Origin of the sequence: Synechocystis sp. PCC 7509 (genome assembly GCF_000332075.2) — a bacterium.
Taxonomy (GTDB): Bacteria; Cyanobacteriota; Cyanobacteriia; order Cyanobacteriales; family Chroococcidiopsidaceae; genus Aliterella.
This window is the reverse complement of record NZ_ALVU02000001.1, coordinates 2,789,228-2,808,981: the sequence shown is the minus strand read 5'-3', so window position 1 is coordinate 2,808,981 and position 19,754 is coordinate 2,789,228. Positions and strand designations below refer to the sequence as shown.

Genomic DNA, 19,754 nt, shown 5'->3' with positions numbered 1-19,754 from the left:
AATCAAATCTTCGTAATTTCATTAAATAAAGACAAATAGCGTTTTGCTTGTAAGTCTAAAGTAAATTCTTGCTGTACTTTTTCCCGCGCTCTAGCAGCTAATTTTTGATATCGTTCTCTATTTTCTACAACCCAAACAATGCCTTTTGCTAAATCTTCTGTATCAAAAGGTTGGGCTAAATAACCATTTTTTTGATGTTCGATCATCTCTGGCATACCACCAATATTAAACGCAATACAAGGTGTTCCACAAGCTAAGGATTCCATGACTGTATTCGGTAAGTTGTCTTGTAATGAAGGTGCAACAAAAACATCACTAGAGGAGTAGACAAGCGAGAGGGAAATATCATCGTTTAATCTCCCTAAGTAATGAGTTTTAAAACTCAAATCAACTTCATTTACTGGCGCAGATGCTCCAAAAACTACTAATTCAAATTGATCTACATAACTAGATTGACGTAAGTTTTTTAAAGCTAGTTGTAATAAATAAAACCCTTTGCGTACATCGCTAGTAGCATTCATTGCTCCAAACAAAATTAGCTGCTTATCTTCAGGTAAGTTAAGTATTTGTCGGGCAAATTTTTTATCAATTGGCTTATAAATTTGCGTATCGACACCATTAGGAATAACTGTTACTTGTTGATTTTGAAACAGAGAACTAGAAATAGTTTCCTTAGCTAACCAGTGGCTCGGAGTAACAATTGTGAACTTCAAATTCTGCCAAGCTTTAGCTTTACGCTGCCAAATCCAGCGCGACAAATCCCAATTTTTATGACTATGCAATTGAGGACACTCACCACAGGACTTAGTAAAGCGATCGCACTCTTGATTGTAATGACATCCGCCTGTAAATGCCCACATATCATGCAATGTCCAAACTATAGGCTTATTTAATTTAGCTAGAGTTTCTATTTGAACAAAACCTTCATTTATCCAATGTAAATTGACGATATCTGGATTAAATTGGGCAACTTGGGTAGCAATTTTATCTGGAAACCATTGTACAGAATAAGTTGTGCGATCGCGCTGCTGATAAAATTGCAAAGGTATTTTATCTAGAGTTGGCTTTAGTTTAGCAATTCCTTTGTTTACCTTATTACTTGGCTCAATTACTGTTGTATCATCGCCAAATTTATCTTGCACAAGCATTTGAGACTCAATCCCTTTTCCCCGCAATCCCTGATGCAGTCTATAAGCCGCACGTCCTGCGCCACCAATATCGGAGGTACTAAGAATTAAAGTTTTCATGGTTTGATTGCTTCCATAAATAAAGAATCTGGCTTGCGGATTTTATTATCAACCATATCTAAGCCATAGCTATTAAAGTTGGGGATCTGACTCTCATCAGAGCGACAAACTTTCACATCTACAAATCCAGATTGTTCAAGCATACATTTTAGAGAGAAGCGATCGTACATCCAACGATGAATTTCTCCTGTATTACGAAATAAACCTTCTTCAAAAGCTTGTTTTGCTTCTTGACCTGCAACTAATTTAACTAAAACTTTAGCTACCCCAATTCTAAAAGTTTTAAAAAACCACTCAGGTTTTTTAGATTTAATTTTCTCCCAAATAGAAGTCTTAATATTATTTTCCTGCTGCCACCAATATTTTTCAGCTTCTTGACCAATACGAGCAACTATAAATTCTTTGTTCTCAATATTATTGTTACTTAGATAATGACCCATTTCGCCACCACTAAATGATCGTACTGCTTGATCGTAAAGCTCTAATATTATCCATTTATAGTTTGCTTCTTCACTCTTATCAGTCTGGCTTTTTTCTAATACTTCAAGGTAATTAATAACTATAGCTTCTAAATCAGGCACTACTATTCTAATAACAGCTTGAGGCTGCAAAATACGCCAACATTCCAGCAAAAACTTTTCAGCTTCAGTTTGAGTCAAATGCTCTAACAGATGTGAACTATAACAAGCATTGAAGTAACTATCGGCGTAAGGCAAACCTTTTTTAATATCATAAGTTTGCACCTCTGGCGAGGATGATAATACATCAATATTGCTCCATGAATGATGAAAAACCGAGCCACAGCCAATATTTAAAAGCTTCATTGTTTGATAATATGCAAACGGGTTTTATTAATAAACTTATAGTTGTTTTTATTAAAAAAATATTCATCTACTGCTTTTTTACAGCCTGACCACGTATAGTAATCATCAATTATTAATACTCCACCACTAACTAAATGCGGCTCAATTTGTTGCAAACAAGTTAGCACCGAATCATACCAATCACAATCAATGTGTGCAAAAGCTACTGGAGAATCAATTTTAAGAGTATCTTGATACAATCCTTTTATAAGCTGAATATTATTTTCATTAGCCTCAACTCTAAATTTACTAAGTGCTTGCAACACCTTATGATAAAGATCGTTTTCATAACCATAATAAAGATTTTCTCCAAGTCCCTTAGATTGTCCACTAGCAATTATTTCATAACGATCGTGAATATCTTGGCTATCCTTTTCTGAGGGAGGAGGAATCCTATCAAACACATCATAAATTAGCAAATTTCTCTCTTTGTTTTTAGCACTTGCTATCACTATTGCCGAGCCACCTAGAGCGCAGCCAGTTTCAACTAATATTCCATTTAGGTTCTTTTGTTCAATAGCAAAAACTGTCTGAACAATATCATAAAGCGCATTAATATCTAAATAAGTTAAATGCCCTTTAATAACTTTTTTAACTACCATCAAAACGTCTTGACGGTTACGCAATAAAATATTGCATTTTGCATTAAAATAAAAAATCTTTACTTTTTCTAATATGAATTTAAACATCAATTAATTCCTAGTTAACTAAAAATTGTTGTTTCCATTGTTTAATTGGAAATGGATCTATATTTATTTTTGTAATTGAACCTTGTATAATCCAATTTTTAATATAGTCAAAATCTGCTCTATTGATTGTAGGAAGTCCAGTATTTTTGGCTATTTCTTTAGCACGATTGTCTATTTCCAGTATTAAGGAGCGTCTTTTATTCATAATACATCTGATTCCACCATGCAATCTTGTCCCAATGTAATCAAAAGATATTTTTGAATTAAGAAATTCATCAAGAGCAGGTAAGGAATGATCTAAAAATATTCCAGAAAATCCCAAATTAGATAGATACTCTTTATCGCTTCTTCCTTGAGGCCAAGCATACACTTTTTGATAATTATTAATTAATAGCTGTATCAGCTTTTTGTCTAAGTCAATATTTTTTGAATAGTCCGTAAGCATTAATAGAGCATTATCAGCTTTAGTAGTGGGAATATCATCGGATTTCATATCTGTAAGACCCCACATAGTAGGGCATCCAGTATTAATTACATTTCTGATTCCTGCTGTTTCTAGCATAGATTTTGTGTAATCATCTCTAACTGAATGAAATTTATTTTTGTTCAAAACAGATGTTAAAAAAAACTTTGTATACAAGTCGGGGGATTTTTGATATTGCCACCAACCAACTCCTAGTAAAACAACGTTTTTTATTCGGATAGCATCAATAAGGGACAATTTCCACTGTTGATATTTTAATATATGCGATGATAGTAAATTAGTTCCTCCAACTAAAATTAAAGGACAGCTAACAATATCAGTTACATGAGATTTTTCTAAAAACTGCTGCGTTGAGTAGCGAATAATATTGCTATTTGGAAATATATTGTTGATTTCCCTATTAACAGCTTCTTGAATAATTAAATCTCCTAAATTTGAGCTTGGTTTACCAGTATGATTTTCTATTCCTGGATCGAACAAACAAATTTTCATAGTTTATTATTAAAAATAAGTATAGTGTTATTGCTTATACGATCTATGTGAACCAACGTATATTTTTTACAAAAAACAGAGAGAATTATAAAAATTGATTCGTGACTTACCCAATTTAATTTTTTACGTATTTTGATACTACTGAGATTTTCAATAGTACAATAAGAGACTAATATTTTTTTGAACTTACACTCAATTAATTGCTGTAAAAAACTATCTAAATCTTCTATATATTCTAGAATTCCACTTAAAAATGCTATGTCAGCATTCAAATTAGGGATAGAATCGCGATTCAAATCAAGTACAATGGTGCGGCTATCTCGCTGAATATAGTCAATTGGCAGGTAAGGATTATCTTTGCTTAAGTATGCTTCTAACCACATCATGCCACAGCCAAAATCTGCTACAGTACCTGGAACGTCTATATAAGATGCCATTAAAGCAATACGGGTTTTCCAGCTTGCATCAAATTCCTCTGTTTTAGACCAAAGCTGACTATCATTTGACTTAAATTTAGCAAGTATTTTTTCTAACATAAGTGTGAATTTACTTTTGTTTGTGTAATAAAAATGTATGTTTTGAGTTATGTAGTGACAAAATTTTTAATTTTGATTTTTATATAAAGACCGCCGATTAAAATTGAGAATATAAATAATGTTATTCCTGTGGCGATCGCTACCCCTGGTAAACCAATTAACTTTGCTAAAGATATAGCAATTACTATATTAAATGTCGCTGCTAGTGAAGCACAAATAACTTGAATCATAATTTGATTCATCCCAGTTAAAAGTGTGCCAATACACTGAGCAATAGCGCTTATTATAACTGTAAATAGCATTGCTATAATTAAAGACTCCTTTGGCACGGACTCCGAGCCAATCCATACTTGAATTATTTTTGGTGCTAAATACAGTAACAAAATACCCATAGGGCATGACCATAACAAGCTCAAAAATATAGATTTTTTAAAAGTTTGAAAAATCCAATTAGTATCTTTTTTAGCTAATGCTTCACAGTAAGCAGGCCAAAAAGGAGCAAGGAAAGCAGTTTGGACAATACCAATTATTGAAAATAATTTGAGCAAAACGCCATAGCTGGCAACAGCACTAGCTCCAAATAACTGAGCAACGATAATTAGATCGGTTTGGAGAAAAGCGATCGCACTTATTTGCACAATCCAAAACTGCGCCCCAGTTTTAAGCAACCACTTTGATGTTATCCAGTTAAAGTTTTGAATATTAGGTTTTAGCCAGCGTCGTTGCCAACCAAATATATGCACTGCTGCTAATAAATCTGCTAATAATGAAGTACCAAAAAAAGCCCCCACTAATTGCGGTAAGCCAGCTTTAAAATTGATAGCTATCAGCAAAGCCACTATTGATAAAAGACTACCTATACCGCTCCAAATTTGATAAAAATATCCTTCTTGATAAGCCCCATAAATACGGCTGGGAATCGACAAAGGCAAACGTAGAGCAAAAAATATAAAGCCAGCTAAAACAGCAAGTCCGGCTTCTACCTTGGCTTGTTCTGAAGTGACATTAAATACTTTTTCCCAAGGCACTAAGGGGTAAGCTAGAGTAAAAACTAGAATAACTATGCCCATTACACCCATCATTAACCAAAAAGCACTAGAAACTGCTTCCCGCGCCTGCTGCTGATTTTGCTTACCATCGGCGGTTGCCAGTGCATTAGTTAAGCTATTTGCCAATCCCAGATCGGCGATACTAATCCAGCTTAGTAAGCTACTTAATGTTAGCCACAAACCAAAGCGCTCAGTGCCAAGATAACGGGCTGTGAGGGGAATTGAAATTAGACCTGCGCCAATAGTTACTCCCCTAACAGCCAAAGTTGCTACCCCAGTTAGAGCAGCTTTGCGGACTCTTTTCTTGCCGCGACCTTCTGGCGTATCATGACCCTGAAGAAAATTTTTGACTACGCGTATTATCAATTAACTTAACCACATCGCTTGCAGATCGCATCATTGCGTTGAAAATAAATCAAACTACAATTTTAGTATTCCCAAAAAATATATAAAGCGATCGCTTTATCAAGATTATCTCTGCAACTTCATCTCTTAAGTAAGACTTTGTGTTATTTATTACTGTCTAAAAATTCTTAATTTATACTATCAACTAGAACCTAAACTGTAGTTGAATTATTGAAAAAGTGCGATCGCGCCAACCCATCAAAAATACCGACTCGCTGGGACATTTACTTAATTTGTCCTAGCAAGTCGGCTGTGCAATACTATGGCGTTTTAGTCTGTGCTGAGAAAAACTATTTTACTTAATATTCGCTTCTCCTAGAAACTCCGCCGCCCTCCCGTCGGTTGTCCTCTTTCGGCTTGGCTTTATTTACTCTCAACTGACGGCCCATCCATTCTGCGCCATCTAACTCGGTAATGGCGGTGTCTTCTTGGGCATCTTCATTCATATCAACAAAGGCAAAACCTCGCAGCCGTCCGGTTTCTCGGTCTGTAGGCAAAACAATTCTTTTGATTGCGCCGTACTCCGCAAATACTGTTCTTAAGTCTTCTTCGGTAGCACGGTAAGAGAGGTTTCCAACGTAAATAGTCATAACGCGATCGCAAGTTTAGTCTAGACGATTAGCAAAAGCTTCAGACCGATAGATAACACCTTAATAAAATCTATCTAAATTAATCAATGGCAAGTCTAGATTTTTGTCTAGTTAAATAGTCAGCAAGTCTAGATTTTGACCAAAGATGCGGCTGAACTTAAACATACCGCCCCATAATAGCTTATCTTTACCTGACTCCAAGGTTATCTGGAATACAAAAATACTGATTGCGGTAAGCAACGTCTGCTTACCGCCAAAAATAATTAGTCAATAGAAATAGACTGAGGCCCTTTACTATTGCCATTGCGATCGCCATCAACACTAAAACTACTATAAGCTGTAGTGCCGCCTTGCTGAGAAAGCCAACTTTTAACTGGGTCGTCATTTAAGTTGAGCCGCAAAAAGCCGGAGCAAAGCCCACCTAAAAACGAGACTGGGTGCTGAGTCAATTCTTTAAAAAGGGGTGTTAGTTCGTCTAAAAACATGATCTAAGTCTCCTTGTACTATTGGCTGAAATTTTAACGTATTCGCAAGGCTCGTTAACTCCTCCTCTGAGGGAAAATGCTTATCTACTTGGGTTCTTCCGCCGCAAATAAACATTTATCTGAATCGCAACCCGCCGGACCAGCTTCAGGCATTTCCCCAGAATCATAGCGACTCAACGCGGCGTAAAAATCATCGGTTTGGCGGCGGCTTTTTACTTCCTGCATTAAGCGATCGTAAGTTTCCTTAGTAATCGGTTCAAAAGGTAAACGCGGGAAGGTTTGATGCGCGTCAAATCGAGCCAATAAAGCCGCAGAAATATAACCCTCGTCATCGCGGATTGCTTCGTAAATGCGCGTCCCCAAGCTTTCAATTTCGTGTTCTCTTAGCTCAATAGTGGCGCTGGTATTATGAGCGACATAATACTTTTGCACCTGCATATAAAAGTCCATCTGAGCCGCCGCGCTAAACTGACTAATCTCTATTTCATCCGCTCCAGGAAAATCTGCCCAAGGTACAGCAACGGGAATTTCTACAAGCCATTCTGTACAGCGATCGTCAAAAGGATTGTTTAGCAAGTTGCCATTTTCATCTTTATCAGATTGCGAAGGCACAATATTGTAGCCGTAATCAATACAAGCCAAGGCTACGGGGTCGTTTTTGCGAAAAGTGATTCGGCGAATAAAACGTTGGGCTTTGGGGGGATGCCAGCCCGGAGACGCGCCTGTGAGTAAAGATTTTGTGCCGGATGGTTGCACCGTTGTACAGCGATTTGGGCGCTTAAGATTATGCTCGTCGCAATAGTGCCACACTACCTCATTAACAATTTCTTTCCACCGACTTAAATAGGCTTCTTCTTGCTGTTTAAACTCCAATCCTGCCTCGGTTTGCGGTCTTCCAGCTTCCCACCAGCGCAGCCACTGCGTACCAAAAGCATTGACAAAAAAGTCAAATAATCCGGTAAAAGATACGCCCACAATAGGATCTAATTCCCGCGAAGATTGGTATCTTTCTTCAATAAATTGATGGTTCAATAAAGAAGCAACCGAAAGCGCTCCGGCGGTAAAAGCATCTTTTTGTTCTTGGTAGTTGTGGGGGTCGATTTGATTGAGGTGAATTTCCGCAAGATTGCAGTTTCCTGTTAACGTATTGCCAAAAACACCTTTGTTAAATTCTGGTTCGTTGAAACAATAAGTATCGTGTTGTCCTGGTAATTCTTCAACGCTTTGAATAATTTGCCATTTGCCTTTATTTGTAGGCTTATGTCCTTTGGTTGTATCTAAACGCTGACAAGGAATTTCCCCACAATCAGTAATTTGCAAATAGTACAAATCTTTGGCTCTTTGACCTAAATTTGTTGTATCTGCACGTCGTGCCATGATATTTACAGACGACCTAATCGCACATTTAGCCAAGAGAAGTTGTAAACGATTTGCCCTTTGGTAATCGGAAACATAGATTCTAATGCCGTTGCTATCAGTGTTAGAGCCATCAGTGTCTGCAAGTCCAGCAATAAAGGACAGGATAGCTTTTTTGTGCCAACACGCGATCGCATTTAACGAGTCTGGGTCATTTTTTAATCGCTGTAATAGTTCCCCTGAAAACCCTAAATCTGTAACATCTACAAAGGTAGGTAAGTAACTGTAGTTTCTTGCGGGGGATTTTTTCCCTGCAACCACAAGTTCCGCCTTTTTCTCATAAAAACGGATTTTTGCATTACCATTACTATCTATTGTGCCATCACCTACGGCTACGCCTAGAGTGTAAGCATAGGCTGGATCTACCTTAACTCCATCAAGGTAATCAATAGTAAAAGGTTCTGTGTGGATACTGTACTTGCTGTAACTTAATAAGTCTTTGGTTTGTACCTCTTTGTATTCTTTACCAAATCTATCTTTGACAAAGAAGCGATGGTACTCTGTAGCATCTAAGTAAGAACCATCAGCAAAGCGAACTCTATATAACTTTTGTTCTATATTGGTTTGGAAAGGTACTACTTTACTCCAGCGCTTACCGTTCCAAATTTCGATTTGTTCTCCGACTACATCTTTAATTTTGTGGATGCTATCGCGGGTAATTAATTGAGTTTCTCCCGAAACGCAGTGAAAATTAGCGCCGATTACTTCACCGCAATTGTGAGCAACTAAACCATTCGCATCAAATCTTGCTACACCAGGAACCGTACAATCATAAACAGCTTCTTGACCGTCAGATTCAATGCTGGATATTGTGACGCTAAAACGTTCGCGGTTAATATTTCGCTTGTATCCTGACAACAAACTTTGTAAACGTTCAGCTTTTTTGGGTTCAGCAAATCCAATTAGCTTTTGGAAGGTAACAATATTATCATTAGCTACAACTAATTCATGTTGTGCCTTGCAAAAGTATTCTGCTAGTTCCCGATTAGAATCTGGTAGCATTCTTACGCCTTCTAATCGGCGATTTTGATAAATACTAGAGGCAATTCCTAAGCGCAGTAGCATTCTTTGTACAGCTTCAAGTAATGGCAAATTGCTTTGAGCTAATCGAATGCTTGTACCTTTCTCTTGCGTACCTTGGACACTACCATCAGCATCAAATATTCCTTGCAGAAAACCACAGTAGAAATTAAAACTTGCTTGCTCTATTTCGGGTGTAATTGTTTTGTGTCTAATGGTGATTCCATAATTACGAGCAAGCCCGGCTAAACCCGCAGAACTTACTTGATAATACTTATGTTGTTTGCTGTAAACTCCCTGTAATTTGTTACTACTTTGAACAGAGTTTTTAACCAAACCAAGAGCATACTCTTTCATCTCTACTTGGCTATCACCCCAGTATCTCAAATGAGCCTGATAACTATAATTTGCAGGATTATGACTGAAACAGCCATCGCCTACCAAGTTACCTAATAGCCAGCCTTCGTCTTTTGTCCCTTTTCCATCCCAAGGTCGCAATTCTCGGTGATTGTGGATTGAAATGCGATCGCCTATTTGCAATGCACCCGCTTCAACCCATTCTGTATACTGACTATTTTGAGTTTGGGCGGTGATTTTTAACAGTTGATGATTTTCTGTGAGTCGCAGGCTATAACCTTCTTTTGTCCGCAACTTAACTACAGGCTTAACTCCTGTAAAAAAGAATCCTTGAGACGTTGTACTAAATAATTCGCCGTTAACATAAGTACCATGTTGTACGCCGATTAAATCCTTAACTTGCTTTGCACCAATTTCTGTATGAATCCAAGTATCTGAAGTAACGCAAGGATTTAAAGCATATCTAGAAAGCCGATGTTCTACTTCTGTTGCTGGCATTTGGGGAGCGCGACTAAGCAACCAATCCGCCGCCGATGCTTCGGAATTTGTGTAGGTTTTGAGAAAATCTTTTTTTAGTTCGGGAGTATTTACTATATCTACATTTGCCCGTGCGATCGCTTCTCCCGCCCATTGAATCGCCCCTTCTCCTGAATAATACTGTTGTCTTACAGCATTAATACATTCCTCCTCGGTGGGTTTGCGGTGAAATACTCTTGTATGGTTTGCCATTCTTAACGCATCTCTTTCGGGATCTATGCGCCAATTACCATTTTCATCTTGACTCCATAAATTGCCCTTAGCATTAGCAAATAACTCGTCTTCGCTTACCCCCTGGCGCATCCCGGCGCTGTTATGCACCAGCAAACCACTGGCAATAAATTCGCCATCGCTCTCAACTTCAATATCGAAGGTTTCAGCTTGTCCTGCGGGTACAACTAATTGCACTTCTAAGGGTAGCCAATGAGGATTAACAATGCCCTCAGAGAGCAAAGTATCCCAGTTGGCATCGCGCATTGAACCACCTTGATGGCTGGGTTTAATAATGTTCTTAGTTTCGCTAACAGTTGTAGCTCTCCAACCGCTAACCATTGCTTCTTCAATGAACTGATGGGGCAAACTCAATCCGTTTTTTTTCTGTCCGTAAATCTGGAATCCCGTACGCCCCATGTATGGGTTTACGAGAGCAACTGCATTGACTTGAGACTGAATTCCCCGAATTTTTAGCCAATGACAACCCTTATAAACGGTATCGCGACCTCCGATCCTTTTTGGGCTGCGTTCGTGTAAGGTTGTGGCAATTCCTAAAGATAAAGCTAACTTTTGAACTTGACGTAAAAATTCTAGTTTGTTGGAGTGCAATAAAACATTCCGCGATGGGCCAGCATCAGCATCGGACACACCCGCCAGAAAAGCACCCCGAATTTCTTCCGTTCCCAACCAAACGAATTCGGGAATTACAGGAGTTTTCCAAGGTTGTTTGTACGCAATGAGTTCGTCAGCTAATTGTTTGCGGTGAACTTTAATCCAGGCGTGATTCTCGTTTAGAGCGATCGCTGGTGTGTAACCCAGACTTTGGAGAATACGGAGGCATTTTTGACCGAGAGCGCCGTTTAGTCGCGCTTTAGAAAAGGCAAAAGTAACGCATCCGCCGCCACCGTTACGACGCTTTAAAGAAGCAATATCTGCATGACCGTCACCAATAAAGAATCCCACCAGCCAAGCATAATCAGCCGTAGAACAGGGTATTCCTTTGCGGTGGGGAACAGAAATTAGGCGATCGCCCGATCGTAATTCACCCGCATATTTCCAAGTATAAGATTGCAAGCCATTGTAAACAGCAACGCGATGGTTGGCAGTACAACGAATAGAAGTTTCGGGAGTCCGAATCTCGACTACATCTTGTACTCCTTGCAGAAACTTATCCGTAACGGGTTTGTATTCTCCAGAAGAAGTCAGCACCAATTCACCGATGGCAATATCTTGAATCGGCTTCATCCCCGAAATTGCTGAAACCCTTTCCCCGTAAGCGATACATCTTCTGACATTTCCTGCAACAACGACTACAGCCGCTTCATCGATTAATAAACAGCATTCCACTGAATTTAATTGTCGTCCTATAGCCTTGTTGAGGATACTGGCACAGCGATCGTACAATGTCGGTAGTTTAACCGGGTTAGCAACGCCGCCAAAGCCTTCTAAACGCTCTCCTTCGCCGCGAATATCATCAATAACTACTTGAACTATTACGTCCCCTGTAAATCTTTCATCGCTGGAAAGTTCTAATAAAGTTTGATAAGACTTAACCCACCCAGCACGGCTATCGCCGACGTAAATTGTAACAATATTGTTATTAATATTAATTTCTGTTTTCTCCCGCCGTGATGAGGCTGGAGTTGTACCGATTTTCCCCTGTAACTCAACTTTCAAGCGATTGCGAATTGCTGGCAATTGGTTAATATACTTAGGTTCTAGCACTGCGCCCGTGCCGCAACCCATCATTGCCAAATCCATCATCAGCCCAAAAGCTCGCCAATCTAATACATTTGTGCTAGTACAATTGTACGCACCGGAAAAATTCTCTGGCTTTTCTAGCCATTGCGTCCCACCTACCCACAGCCAACGACCGCTAGAGAGAGATTTGAGTTGTTGCTGCATTTTGGCAGTTAAAGCGGCTTCTTCGGGGGTAAGCTTACCTAAACTTACTAATCCATCGAGAATGCGATCGCCTACTTGTTGCCAAGATTCCCTTCCGGTACTCTGACGACGGCTGTAAGTCCGATAAAATACCGCTTCGCCAGCCGGGGCAGATTCAGGAAACTTATTACTTTTTTGCACCCGCTCTAAATCTCTCACCATAGGAAAAGTCTGATATTTTGAAGGACAGACTTAAGACTATACGGCATTTAGATATAGCGGACAAGAATTGAAATATTTAGATTTTTGCGCTATAGATAGAGGCTTTCTCTATTCGCCTCTACCCAAAAGTCTTGACTTTTTGCCGCCCATAGGAGAAGTATTTGCTTGAGCATCGCTATAGATTTACAAATAATTCGGGAATACTAAAACTAAAGAGCCTCTGCTAAAAGTCAAGCTGTCAAAATAGCGATCGCTCATGGTTTGCGGATTTTTGGCTGCGGCTTGTGAAGTAAAGCTATAGTCGCGTAGTCACAACTTATTAAATTTAATTGAAATGTCAGCACAAAAATCTAATTTTTTATTTCCAGCCCTAGCTACGGCGGTAGTTGTAGCTAGTGGAATCGCTGCTTACGTTTATTTTCGTGGCGGGCTTGGAGACGGTGCAAGTCCTTTAGCTAGTGCAAAAATTGTTCCCGATGAAGCGCTCATGGCAAGCTTTATCTCCCCCGATTCTAAAGCTTGGGAGCAATTGCAAAAATTTGGCACTCCTGAAGCCAAAAACTTAATCAACAAAAGCTTACAAGACGCTAATAAACAAGCTTTAGCCGAATCTAACATCGATTACGAAAAAGACCTAAAACCTTGGGTTGGTGGTGTAATGATTGCAGTTTTGCCCCCAAATTCAACAAAACCAACTCAGACCAAAGCAGAAAGCTTTAATGTGCTAATGGTCGTAAAAATCAAAGACAAAGTAAATGCCTTAAATTTTGCGAATAAGCTAAAAGAGCGCAAAAACGTTAAAAACACTGAGACAGAATATAAAGGACAAAAAATTACTGAAAGTATTGAAGGTTCTAGCGCTCCAGTTTACAGCAGCATTTTAAATAACGAGTATGTAGTAGTTGCCCCAGAGAAAATTGGCGTACAAAAAGCCATTGATACTTTTAAGGGCGAACCATCTTTTGCTACTAAAAAAGGTGCAAATAGCCTGTTAGCTAAAGGTATAGATTTAACTAACCCGATCGCGCAAGTTTATCTTCCCGATTATGGCGCAGTCGTAGAACAACTAATTGCTAGTAGCCCCAATGCCTCGCAAATTTCCCCCGAAACTTTGGCGCAGTTAAAACAAATCAAATCTGTAATTGCGGGTGTGGGAGTAGATAACGATGGAATGCGGCTAAAAGTTCTTGCTGATGTAGATTCGCAATTATTAAAAAATCAGTATCAAGCGTCTTCAGGAAAGTTAGTAAATATTCTACCCGCCGAAACCATAGCTTTAATTACTGGCGCGGGAATTAGCAAAAGTTGGCTGGCTTTTAGCAAACAAGCAAAAGATATTCCTCAAGTAAGTTTGGGCTTAGATTTAGCTAGAGTCCAACTACAAAACTACAATCTAGATTTAGATAAAGATATTTTTGGCTGGATGGATGGGGAGTTTGCAATCGCCGCTATTGCTTCCAAACAAGGACTCCTCGCACCGATTGGCTTTGGTGGCGCATTATTAATTGATACTACAAACCGCCCTACCGCCGAAGCTACTTTAACTAAGTTGGATGGTATTGCTAAAACCTCTTTTATCGGCATCGCACCCAGAAACATTGGGGCAACGGCGGTAACAGAATGGACAGTACCAGGACAAGGCGCACTATTAGGGCATGGATGGTTAGATAAAGATACAGTGTTTATTGCTTTTGGCGGGCCAATTGCCGATGTAGTGGCAACCAAGCCAAGTCAGTTATTAACTACCAGCGATAGTTTTAAGGCGGCTACAAGTTCTTTACCTAAATCGAATGCTGGGTACTTTTATCTAGATATGGATAAAACTGTAGCCTTAATCAACGCTAACGCCCAAGCAGGTGCTATTACCCCAGAAGCCAAAGCTATTTTAGATTCGATTCGCGGTATTGGCATGAGCGCCAGTAGCCCCAATAATTCTACTAGCCAATTTGAGCTGTTGTTAGCCTTAAAACCAAGTAGCAAATAGCCTTATGGAGGCGGAAATATTAAGTTATTGCGATCTCTTTAGCGATTGAACAAAAAAACTGTATAATCCCCTGATTGAACCTAAATTAGGACTCAAAACCTTATGAGCAGTGCTAACAGTGGATTTGTAGCCGATTTTCGCAAATTTTTGATGCGCGGTAATGTCATCGATTTAGCCGTTGCTGTAATTATCGGCGGCGCATTTGGTAAGATTATCACTTCTTTAGTAGAAGATATTATTACCCCGGTACTTTTAACCCCTGCATTGAAAGCTGCTAGGGTTGAAGACTTGCAGCTTTTGTCAATCAATGGCATCAAATACGGTGTATTTCTAGCGGCAATTATCAATTTTTTAGTAATTGCTTTCTGTATTTTCCTCCTCATTCGAGCCTTTGAAAAAGCCCAAAGAAAATTTGTTCGCAGTGGGGAAGCCGCCGCCGCCGCAGAAGCAGCCCCCCCCGATCCGGCAATGATTTCTCAAGAGAGATTAACTAGCGCTTTAGAGAGACTGACAACTACTATCGAATCGCGACAAGCTTAATAATTTTGCTTTTGATTACGCTTTTGCTTTTTGTTTTTGGCGACGTTTCATAAATGCCCCAAAGCTAAAAGCTGTCAAACCTAGCATAGTAGCTGGTTCGGGGACAGGTTCGCTAGAAGTAACTCCGATATTATCAAGTAACAAGCTAGAAGCAAAACTTTCGTCACCTACATCTAGAACGCCAAACCCTATTGTGTAGTACCCACTTTGCGCTAGAGACAAAGCTGTATTTTGACCATTGGTTTCATAGATAAAAGGTGTATTGGAGTTAGAAAAATTAGAAAAAGTGTCAGCTAATTGAAATATATAAGCTGGCGAATTGTTAAATTGCACTGTAAAAAAGGCAAGGTCGTTGAAGTTAGCGTTGGGACGGTTAGAGCCTGCAAATACATCTTCATCCGTAAGAAACTGAAAATCAAAGGACAAAATATCGTTGGCATTGCCATAGAAAGTTTGTTGGATTGCCGAACCCTCTATTACACTATCACTGGCGATCGCATCAAAACTGCCTGCACTCAATCCTAAGAATGTTTCTAGGTTGGCGGTAGATACAGCAGGATTACCGGAAAAAGTGAAATCAACTTCCGCTCCTGGGGTGTTTGATATTACGGCTTCAGAATGTCCCCCGCCATAATTGCTCTCAAAAGAGCCTGTATGAACAATCGTGTCACCGATGGTGCTATACCCTGCAAATCCATCTTCAAAATCACCATTCATAACCCCCGCTTGAGAGCTATGAGCATTCAATAGCCCCAGTAAACCCACAATACCTGCTACGGCAGAATGCTGGACAAATTTAAAAGTAAGCATACGAAAATTTCCCTAAATAGGTGTATATGGGAACGAACTAATTAGTGCGGCAAAAATTTTAAGGTATTAATAAATACTTAAAATTTGCGGATATTGCTGAGATAATGTCTTCAGTAATCATCTGTGTAGCAGCTTGGCATACCCTTGATTTTATCCGCCAGTATTTCTAAGTAAATTCACTAAAAAAATATAAATTAAGTTATTAATAATACTTCAATTTTTTACGTCATATTGCTTACTGCTCTTAGAGCTTACGTAAAAAATTGTACTTAAATACATACTTACTTATATAAAGTTAGCTTAAAGCAAAGTATAAATATTTACGTTGGCATAGCTAGGAAACAAGAGGTGCTAATTCTTTTATTTAGTAATTTCAGTTTTTAGTTAGGAAATTTGCCGCCAAAAACTCATTTACAGACAGTTGCACTAAAAAATATAATTGTCTTTTTTGAAAAAATATTTTATCTAATTAATACAATGTAGTTTTTATGACTTTTTTTTGTAAAGACTATTTTCAAACTTAAATGCTTGATGGTACATTCAATTTACAAACCTAGTATTTTTACTGAGACGGTTAAAATACTTTTTACATGGTTTATACAAAAAATGCACTCAAACCTAAAACTAGGTTTGAGTAAATAACGATTACTTAGGAACTTGGAGAGTACATAGAGCGCTACCAGTATTAATACTGAATAGTTTTAAGTGCCAAAAATTGTGATTTACACAGGTTTCACAGTTTGATATCTGAAACAACTGCAATGGTTGTGAGTAAAAACAACATAAAGCCACAAGACCTACCTATCAGCTAAAAGTAAAAGTAAAACATGAATAAATACCCAAAAAGAAGACCTCTAAGAGGGACTTCAATCTTCGATTGGCTAAAAATAGCAGTATCAAATTTACTCAAAAAACGACTAAAAATAGTAGTGTTGTTTGCGATCGCCGCGATCGTGGGGCAAAGTATGTCTTCAGCATTACAAGCGCAAGAAGTGCCTTCAGTAGCACCATCACAGCCCTTAACATCCCTAAAAACCGTATCAATTCCCGAACCTTCAAATTTAGGAGAATTTATTAGCGATAAAACCGCAGCCTTGGTTTTGGGAAAATCACTGTTTTGGGATATGCAAACTGGCAGCGATAACATTCAATCGTGCGCTAGTTGCCACTTCCACGCTGGCGCAGACAACCGCTCAAAACATCAACTTAGCCCTGGTTTACTGAGAGTCAATGCTGATGGTAGCCCTAACCCAGACACCAACTTTGAGATTGGCGGGCTAAACTACCAACTTAAACCCGGTGACTACCCATTTCACAAACTTGCAGACATCAACAATCGCAAGTCAGAAGTAATATCTGATAGTAACGATGTTACAGGCTCCCAAGGGCTATTTGGCTTCATATTTTCCAACATTTTTCTGCGTAAAGCCCAAGAAGCAGGCGTTCCAGTAGTAGATCCAGTATTCAACGTTGACAACACAAACTTACTACGAGTCACCGCCCGCAATTCGCCTAGTGCAATTAATGCCGTCTTCAACTTCCGCAACTTCTGGGATGGTAGAGCGCAAAATGACTTTAATGGCGTTAACCCTTTTGGCGCTAGAGATGTTAATGCCAAAGTGATTAAAGCTGAAGCCTTTGGAGACTTGAAAGAGGTGCAGATTAGTTTAAATAATGCTAGTCTTGCTTCCCAAGCTGTAGGGCCACCTGTAAGTGAAGTTGAAATGTCCTTTAAAGGCAAGCCATTTAGTTTACTTGGTAAGAAAATGCTGCCTTTAATTCCTTTGAACAAGCAAAAAGTACATCCTGATGACAGCATACTAGGTACTTATAGTAAGTCGCCCATGCCAGGGGTTAGGTCGAAGTACAAAACCTTAGTGCAAGCTGCTTTTAGACCTCAGTGGTGGAATAGCGATCGCATTATTACTATTGATACCAATGGTAAGCCAACCTTTACGGGGCTAGTGGGAGCATCCGATCCTAATTCGGCTACGCAGTTTTCGTTAATGGAGTACAATTTTCCATTATTTTTTGGACTAGCGGTACAGATGTACGAATCAACGTTAGTTTCCAACGATGCACCGATTGACAAATACTTTGATGGTAATTCTAATGCTTTAACTAGCCAACAGAAGCTTGGAAAAGAGCTATTTGAAGGCAAAGCTAAGTGTATTAGCTGTCATGGTGGCGCAGAATTTACCAACGCCTCCGTCAAAAATGTTAAAAAAGAAAGACTTGAGCGCATGGTCATGGGCAACAATGAAGTTGCAGTTTACGACAACGGTTTTTATAACATTGGCGTAAGACCAACTAGAGAAGATTTAGGCGTAGGAGGTAAAGATCCTTTTGGCAATCCTTTATCGGAATCGCGTCTAGCTCAACAAGGAAAGTTTAACGATCCTCACCTCGAACCGCCAGTAAGTCCTAACGAGCGCGTAGCCGCCGATGGAGCTTTTAAAACGCCAGGACTAAGAAATGTAGAGCTTACAGCCCCTTATTTCCATAACGGCGGACAATTGACACTGCGTCAAGTAGTTGATTTCTATAATCGCGGTGGTGACTTCCACGAGCAAAATATCGACGATCTCGATCCAGATATTGAGAACTTGGGACTGAGTAATGAGGAAAAAGATGCTCTTGTTGCCTTTATGAAAGGATTAACCGATGAGCGAGTCCGTTACCAAAAAGCACCCTTTGACCATCCTCAACTGTTTGTTACTAATGGACATTCTGGCACGGGAACAGCGATTATTAAAGATAGTGCTGGTAAAGCAATAACAGAAATGCGAGAAATTCCCGCCGTTGGGCGTAATGGTGGTACACCTTTAACTAATTTCTTGGCAAGTAATTCGTAGAGTTGTAGGGAGCGCAAGGCATTGCGCCCCTACAGAAAATGATTATGAATCTGCTTTTAATCCGCGATGCTTTTAGAGATCGCGGATTTTTCTTTGTGCAAACAGGCGCTAATGCTTGCAAAATAAGAACAGATAATTTAGCAGCTTTTATTATGACGGCGACTGTAGATAATAATCCTGGGTTAGCTTCGCGCTTGGTAAATAGGGTACTGGCAATTAAACCTTTGGCAAACTTAGCCAAGCACCAAGCAAGGCAAATGATGATTAAACGGGCAGAAAAAATCGGTGTACCTTGGACAAAAAGAGTACAAGAATTAAAAACCCGCGATTGGGAAACTGATTTAGCCCAAGTTCAAAATCCGCAAATTGCCTACCCCGATTATTACCTCAAATCTTTTCATGCTTACGAACAAGGAAATCTCAATTGGGAAGCAGCCTTAGAAGTAGAAGTTGCAGCCCATGCTGTTCATGCAGGGATTTGGAAGGAATCTGGCGCTAAAGGCGATCGCCTTTTACGTTCTAGCTATCATGAAATTATTACGAGGGAAATTCCCACAACTCCCCAAACTATTCTCGATTTGGGCTGTAGTGTGGGGATGAGTACCTTTGCATTACAAGAAGTTTACCCCCATGCAGCAATTACGGGGTTAGATTTATCTCCTTACTTTCTCGCCGTTGCCAAATACTCCGCGCTGGAGCGCGATACAAATATAAACTGGGTTCACTCCACCGCCGAAGCCACACCATTAGCGGCTAATTCTTTTGATTTAGTAACGAGTTTTCTGATGTTTCACGAATTGCCCCAATCGGCTACAGGGCAAATATTCCAGGAGGCGCAAAGGTTATTAAAGCCGGGTGGGTATTTGACAATTATGGATATGAATCCTAAATCGGAAATCTATGCAAAAATGCCGCCTTATATCTTAACTTTGCTCAAAAGTACCGAACCCTATTTAGACGATTATTTTAGTTTAGATATTGAGAGCGCTTTAGCTGCTGCTGGCTTTGCAACTCCTACAATTGTTAGCAATACGCCCCGTCATAGAACGATAATTGCCCGTAAATTGTAGATAATG

14 protein-coding genes are annotated in these 19,754 nt (G+C 39.3%); 4 read left to right on the top strand and 10 right to left on the bottom strand.

Annotated elements, in window-relative coordinates; genetic code table 11:
• Nucleotides 1-2 precede the first annotated feature (2 nt).
• The 9 genes from SYN7509_RS0214035 to nrdJ all read right to left on the bottom strand — a co-directional run bounded on the left by SYN7509_RS0214035 (nt 3) and on the right by nrdJ (nt 12,489).
• A complete protein-coding gene (locus SYN7509_RS0214035) occupies nt 3-1,247 on the bottom strand; it encodes a glycosyltransferase family 4 protein (protein ID WP_009633335.1) in 1,245 nt (414 codons plus the stop codon).
• Nucleotides 1,244-2,071, bottom strand: coding sequence for a class I SAM-dependent methyltransferase (locus tag SYN7509_RS0214030; RefSeq protein ID WP_009633334.1), 828 nt, complete (start codon nt 2,069-2,071; stop codon nt 1,244-1,246). Before SYN7509_RS0214030 ends, SYN7509_RS0214035 begins: the two co-directional genes overlap by 4 nt.
• Nucleotides 2,068-2,799: a TylF/MycF/NovP-related O-methyltransferase gene (locus SYN7509_RS27685; RefSeq protein WP_009633333.1), complete on the bottom strand. Its 732-nt coding sequence runs from the start codon at nt 2,797-2,799 to the stop codon at nt 2,068-2,070. The genes SYN7509_RS0214030 and SYN7509_RS27685 overlap by 4 nt, the downstream gene beginning before the upstream one ends.
• 10 nt (nt 2,800-2,809) lie before the next feature.
• The gene (locus SYN7509_RS0214020) at nt 2,810-3,775 is read right to left on the bottom strand and encodes a polysaccharide pyruvyl transferase family protein (RefSeq protein ID WP_009633332.1); all 966 of its coding nucleotides are present in this window, start codon (nt 3,773-3,775) and stop codon (nt 2,810-2,812) included.
• Nucleotides 3,772-4,311 carry a methyltransferase domain-containing protein gene (locus SYN7509_RS0214015; protein WP_009633331.1) on the bottom strand — a complete coding sequence of 180 codons (540 nt, stop codon included), beginning with the start codon at nt 4,309-4,311 and terminating at the stop codon, nt 3,772-3,774. The genes SYN7509_RS0214020 and SYN7509_RS0214015 overlap by 4 nt, the downstream gene beginning before the upstream one ends.
• Nucleotides 4,312-4,358: 47 nt before the next feature.
• A complete protein-coding gene (locus tag SYN7509_RS0214010; RefSeq protein ID WP_009633330.1) occupies nt 4,359-5,726 on the bottom strand; it encodes an MATE family efflux transporter in 1,368 nt (455 codons plus the stop codon).
• A 338-nt stretch (nt 5,727-6,064) separates the two neighbouring features.
• The gene (locus SYN7509_RS0214005) at nt 6,065-6,355 is read right to left on the bottom strand and encodes an RNA recognition motif domain-containing protein (protein WP_009633329.1); all 291 of its coding nucleotides are present in this window, start codon (nt 6,353-6,355) and stop codon (nt 6,065-6,067) included.
• A gap of 263 nt (nt 6,356-6,618) precedes the next feature.
• The gene (locus tag SYN7509_RS0214000; RefSeq protein ID WP_009633328.1) at nt 6,619-6,840 is read right to left on the bottom strand and encodes a hypothetical protein; all 222 of its coding nucleotides are present in this window, start codon (nt 6,838-6,840) and stop codon (nt 6,619-6,621) included.
• An 84-nt stretch (nt 6,841-6,924) separates the two neighbouring features.
• Nucleotides 6,925-12,489 (bottom strand): ribonucleoside-triphosphate reductase, adenosylcobalamin-dependent, encoded by a 5,565-nt coding sequence (gene nrdJ, locus SYN7509_RS30710; protein ID WP_009633327.1) that lies wholly within the window; start codon nt 12,487-12,489, stop codon nt 6,925-6,927.
• A 334-nt stretch (nt 12,490-12,823) separates the two neighbouring features.
• Between nrdJ and SYN7509_RS0213985 the strand changes: the two genes are divergently transcribed.
• Nucleotides 12,824-14,473: a DUF3352 domain-containing protein gene (locus SYN7509_RS0213985; RefSeq protein ID WP_009633326.1), complete on the top strand. Its 1,650-nt coding sequence runs from the start codon at nt 12,824-12,826 to the stop codon at nt 14,471-14,473.
• Between the two features lie 102 nt (nt 14,474-14,575).
• Nucleotides 14,576-15,013 (top strand): large conductance mechanosensitive channel protein MscL, encoded by a 438-nt coding sequence (mscL, locus tag SYN7509_RS0213980; protein WP_009633325.1) that lies wholly within the window; start codon nt 14,576-14,578, stop codon nt 15,011-15,013.
• Nucleotides 15,014-15,028: 15 nt separating this feature from the next.
• Here the strand turns inward: mscL and SYN7509_RS25940 are convergent, their stop codons facing one another.
• On the bottom strand, nt 15,029-15,823 hold the full coding sequence (locus SYN7509_RS25940) for a PEP-CTERM sorting domain-containing protein (protein ID WP_009633324.1): 795 nt from the start codon (nt 15,821-15,823) through the stop codon (nt 15,029-15,031).
• 827 nt (nt 15,824-16,650) lie between these two features.
• Here SYN7509_RS25940 and SYN7509_RS0213970 point away from each other — a divergent pair.
• Together SYN7509_RS0213970 and SYN7509_RS0213965 are read left to right on the top strand one after the other, a co-directional pair.
• Nucleotides 16,651-18,678 (top strand): cytochrome-c peroxidase, encoded by a 2,028-nt coding sequence (locus tag SYN7509_RS0213970; protein ID WP_009633323.1) that lies wholly within the window; start codon nt 16,651-16,653, stop codon nt 18,676-18,678.
• Between the two features lie 38 nt (nt 18,679-18,716).
• The gene (locus SYN7509_RS0213965) at nt 18,717-19,748 is read left to right on the top strand and encodes a class I SAM-dependent methyltransferase (RefSeq protein WP_009633321.1); all 1,032 of its coding nucleotides are present in this window, start codon (nt 18,717-18,719) and stop codon (nt 19,746-19,748) included.
• Nucleotides 19,749-19,754 lie beyond the last annotated feature (6 nt).